The 4765-nt window shown below is 51.5% G+C and carries 5 protein-coding genes; 3 read left to right on the forward strand and 2 right to left on the reverse strand.

Annotation, left to right across the window (positions count from 1 at the left end):
• The coding region (locus FDX03_RS05030; RefSeq protein WP_249356992.1) for a SulP family inorganic anion transporter at window positions 1-1085 on the reverse strand (1085 nt) is incomplete at its 3' end.
• A 278-nt stretch (window positions 1086-1363) separates the two neighbouring features.
• Here FDX03_RS05030 and mqo point away from each other — a divergent pair.
• Window positions 1364-3025, forward strand: coding sequence for a malate dehydrogenase (quinone) (gene mqo / locus FDX03_RS05035; RefSeq protein WP_137345555.1), 1662 nt, complete (start codon window positions 1364-1366; stop codon window positions 3023-3025).
• Window positions 3026-3122: 97 nt separating this feature from the next.
• On the opposite strand, the gene eco is transcribed toward mqo, so the two are convergent.
• The gene (gene eco / locus FDX03_RS05040) at window positions 3123-3620 is read right to left on the reverse strand and encodes a serine protease inhibitor ecotin (protein ID WP_048212557.1); all 498 of its coding nucleotides are present in this window, start codon (window positions 3618-3620) and stop codon (window positions 3123-3125) included.
• Between the two features lie 413 nt (window positions 3621-4033).
• Between eco and napF the strand changes: the two genes are divergently transcribed.
• Together napF and napD are read left to right on the forward strand one after the other, a co-directional pair.
• Window positions 4034-4525, forward strand: coding sequence for a ferredoxin-type protein NapF (gene napF / locus FDX03_RS05045; protein ID WP_048211122.1), 492 nt, complete (start codon window positions 4034-4036; stop codon window positions 4523-4525).
• Window positions 4515-4765, forward strand: a 251-nt coding sequence (gene napD, locus FDX03_RS05050; protein WP_137345690.1) for a chaperone NapD, incomplete at its 3' end; no start/stop codon positions are given. The genes napF and napD, both read left to right, overlap by 11 nt.

Here is a 4765-nt window from a genome sequence, read left to right on the forward strand (position 1 = left end):
GCGACCGGCATGTTGGTCAGCGTCGCGGGTCGGATGCTGTGCCAGCTAAACGTTTTTACCGCCACAATCACCATAATTCCCGCCAGTACTGACATTGGTATCTTTGCCATCACCTCGCTGAGTGCGGTGACGAGCAGCAGCAAGACCAGGCTGGCGGCAAATGTGGAAACGCGGCTGCGAGCTTTCCCCATCTCAACGTTGACAATCGTTTGACCGATCATCGCGCATCCGGCGATGCCGCCATAAAAACCGGCCAGGATATTGGCTACGCCCAGTCCGGTGCTTTCACGGTTTTTATTCGACGGGGTGACCGTCAGGTCGTCAACCAGCCGGGCAGTTAATAGCGATTCCATCAATCCAACAAAAGCGATGCTCAGCGCGCAGGGCCAGATAATGGCTAACGTTTGCAGGTTGAGTGGTACAAGTAACTGCGTCAAGCCCGGCAGTCCGCCGCTCATTGAACCTTCGTCACCGACGGTCGGTAACAGTTGCCCGCTGGTGACAGTGAACACCGTCAGCAGCACGATAGCGATCAGCGGTGCGGGGATAGCTTTAATAAACCGCGGAACCCACAGCACAATCAGCAGCGTCAGGACGAACAGCCCCCAGATGAGCGGGCTTTTCCCCCAGAAATGCGGGACCTGAGCAAAGAAAATCAAAATACCTAGTGCGTTGACAAATCCTGTCATCACGGCCGTAGGGATGAACCGCATCAAACGCGCCATTCCTGACACACCAAACAGGATCTGAATAATCCCGGCCAGCACTACCGCAGGCAGGATGTACTGCACGCCGTGTTGATGCACCATCGGGCCAATGACTAATGCAACCGATCCTGCAGCGGCGGTAACCATTGCCGGACGCCCACCTAAAAAGGACATCGCCAGGCACAGTACGACCGAGGCTATCAGGCTGACTTTCGGATCGACGCCAGCAATAACGGAAAAAGAGATCACTTCCGGGATCAGCGCCAGGGCGGTTACCACACCGGCCAGCGTTTCACGAACCAGCAGGCGGGGGTGGCGTAACACGGTGTGGGTGGTGTGTTCTGCCACCGCGGCAGGGGAAGAGTGTGTTGCAGACATAGTTACTCTCAGGTCAGAAAAGGCCTGATGACAGCAGACCGACAGGCATCCGTGCGGTGAATAGCAAAGCGCAGCATAGTACCCGTCTGACGGGGAGGTTTCCAGAAATGATTGTCAATAACCATATAAAGAATCAACGTATTAATAACATTTTTAAAATTTAAATATAATTTATAAACAATATTTAATTATTTTTACTTAAGTGTTACCGTTGTTACCGCTCGATTTTCACCTGCATAAAAAGCAAAAAGCGATACTAAAAGTAAGGCATTAACATTATGAAAAAAGTGACTGCCATGCTCTTCACCATGGCTGTAGGGCTGAATGTTGTCTCGATGGCAGCAAAAGCGAAAGCGGCGGAAGAGCAGGAAACGGATGTACTGTTGATTGGCGGCGGCATCATGAGCGCCACACTGGGAACCTATTTACAGGAGCTGGAGCCGCAATGGTCAATGACCATGGTAGAGCGACTGGATGGCGTTGCTCAGGAGAGTTCAAACGGCTGGAACAACGCCGGAACAGGCCACTCCGCACTGATGGAACTGAACTACACGCCTAAAAAGGCTGACGGTAGCATCAGTATTGAAAAGGCGGTCGAAATTAACGAAGCCTTCCAGATTTCCCGCCAGTTCTGGGCGTATCAGGTCAACAACGGCGTGATGCATGAACCCCGCTCGTTTATCACCACTGTTCCCCATATGAGCTTTGTCTGGGGCGACGAGAACGTGAATTTCCTGCGTGCCCGTTACACGGCACTCCAGCAAAGCACCCTGTTCCGCGGTATGCGCTACTCTGAAGATCACGCGCAGATTAAAGAATGGGCGCCTTTGGTTATGGAAGGTCGCGATCCGAAACAGAAAGTCGCGGCAACGCGTACCGAGATCGGTACTGACGTGAACTACGGTGAAATTACACGCCAGCTGATTGCATCGTTGCAGAAAAAACCTAATTTTGCGCTGCAACTGAGCACCGAAGTTCGCGGCTTTAAGCGTAACGCGGATAATAGCTGGACCGTCACGGTTGCCGATCTGAAAAACAACGAAGCGGAACACGCTATTAAGGCGAAGTTTGTCTTTATCGGTGCCGGGGGCGCTGCGCTGAAGCTGTTGCAGGAAACCGACATTCCGGAAGCGAAAGGCTATGCCGGATTCCCGGTGGGCGGGCAGTTCCTGGTTGCGGACAATCCGGACGTAGTCAACCGCCACCTGGCGAAAGTGTACGGTCAGGCCTCCGTTGGCGCGCCGCCGATGTCCGTACCGCACATCGATACCCGTATTCTGGATGGTAAACGCGTAGTGCTGTTTGGGCCGTTCGCAACCTTTTCCACTAAGTTCCTGAAAAACGGTTCATTGTGGGATCTGCTCAGTTCTACCACCACGTCGAACTTTATGCCGATGGTCAACGTGGGTCTGGATAACTTCGATCTGGTCAAATATCTGGTAAGCCAGGTCATGCTCAGCGACGACGAGCGTTTTGCCGCGCTGCAAGAGTACTATCCACAGGCGAAAAAAGAAGACTGGCGTTTATGGCAGGCAGGCCAGCGTGTGCAGATTATCAAAAGTGATGCGGAGAAGGGCGGCGTGTTGCGTCTGGGGACTGAAGTGGTCAGCGATAAAGAAGGCACCATTGCTGCGCTGCTGGGTGCATCACCGGGGGCATCAACCGCGGCACCGATCATGCTGCATCTGATGGAAAAAGTGTTTAAAGATAAAGTTGCCAGCCCGGAATGGCAGGCGAAGCTGAAAACCATCATTCCGTCTTATGGTACTAAGCTGAACGGCAACGTTGAGGCTACGGAGCAAGAGCTGCAATACACCAGCGAAGTACTGGGTCTGAAGTACGATAAACCGCAGGTTGCTGATGAAGCGCCGAAACCACGGCTAAAACCTCAGGCGCAACCGCAGCCTGAGCAGAAAGCTGTGGCGGATATCGCGCTGTAAAAAAAGGCCGGATGGCGCTGCGCTTATCCGGCCTACTTCTACTTCATGCGTCTGTATGCCGGATAAGGCGGTACGCCGCCATCCGGCACATTCTCACTTATCGCACGACGGCGTCCTGAATTTTATCTTCTGCTTTCCAGATGCGGTATTTCACCTCCACGTTTTCCGGGGTGTAAACCACAATCGGTAATTTGCTGTTGTAACGCAGCATACCGTCTTCACCCAGATACGCGGTGATGAATTTCTTCTCTTTCTTGCCGTCCGGGCAGGCCATCATGGTTGAAACCGGAGACGTAACTTTGTCGAATACATAGTAGTCATAACCCCAACCTTCCAGCGTTTTGCTGTCCAGTTCTCCGCCAAGGCGATGTTTGTTGCAATCAACTTCCAGCGTTTGTCCGATCAGCAGTTCTACTTTCAGAGTAGATTCATCTTTCTCAGGAGTAAGCTGAATAACCTGACGCTTCATTCCCTTGTCCGCTTTAGGATAAGGGGCGACTTTTTCCAGCGGCTGAGCGCTGGCATCGGTGGTTGTCGCCCACACAGAGGTGCTGGCGAAGGCGGCAAGGAGTACGGCAGGGACAATTGTCTTCATCTTATTGTTCACAGTGTTTCCTTTCTTCTGTCTTATGAACGTATCAAGGGCAGGTTAGCATATTCATATCGTCTATTAATCTAAATTTACTTATATTTTAAGTGCATTAATTAAAGGTTTATAAGTTGTGTAGAGATAAATACCAGGAATTATCTTAATTGTGAGATTATTCTCTGTTTCATGTTTTCGTTATATAATTGATTATATAACTCATTGAAATGTGAGCAAAAGCGCACTTTTTCCCGCCAACTCAACACTCTTTTGATCCGGCAACAGCATTTACCCCAATTGGGGTATGCACCTCAAACACATCCTGAAATATCTTACGGCTAAAAATAACTACTCATAAATAGTGCGTTTTTTATTGTCGTTCAACCCGCCGAGGGAGAGCGTCATTATGGAAGGACAATGTCATGGTTGATTTATCCCGTCGAGGCATGTTGACAGGCAGTTGGCGTAAAGCCAGCAATGGGATTCGTCCGCCGTGGAGCATGGAAGACTCACATTTTCTGGCTCATTGCCTCCGTTGTGACGCCTGCATCCAGGCGTGTGAAACCGACATCCTGCAGCGAGGCCAGGGTGGTTACCCGAGCGTAAATTTCAAACACGGCGAATGCAGCTTTTGTTACGCCTGCGCAGAGGCCTGTCCCGAATCACTTTTTCTTCCGCGCCACACCAGGGCATGGGATCTGAATTTTTCGATCGGTGACAACTGTCTCGCGCATCAGTCCGTTGAATGCCATCGCTGTCAGGATAGCTGTGAACCCATGGCCATTACCTTTCGTCCCACGCTGTCCGGTATTTATCAGCCTCAGCTCGACAATCAGGCATGTAACGGATGCGGCGCGTGTGTCGCTATCTGTCCGGTATCAGCCATTAATGCGGAGTACAACCATGGACACTAACTGGCAGGTCTGCAGCCTGGTCGTTCAGGCCAAAAGTCAGCACATCAGCGATATCGCCACGCAGTTACGTTCGTTTCCGGGTTGCGAAGTTGCTCTCAGCGATGTGGAAAGCGGTCAACTGATTGTGGTGGTGGAAGCAGAGCACAGTGAAACGCTAATGAAAACAATTGAGTCAGTGCGCAACGTTGCGGGCGTGCTGGCGGTGTCGCTGGTTTATCACCAGCAGGATGAGCAAGGTGA

The organism is Citrobacter sp. wls827 (assembly GCF_005280875.1).
In the GTDB taxonomy this organism is placed as follows: Bacteria; Pseudomonadota; Gammaproteobacteria; order Enterobacterales; family Enterobacteriaceae; genus Citrobacter; species Citrobacter youngae.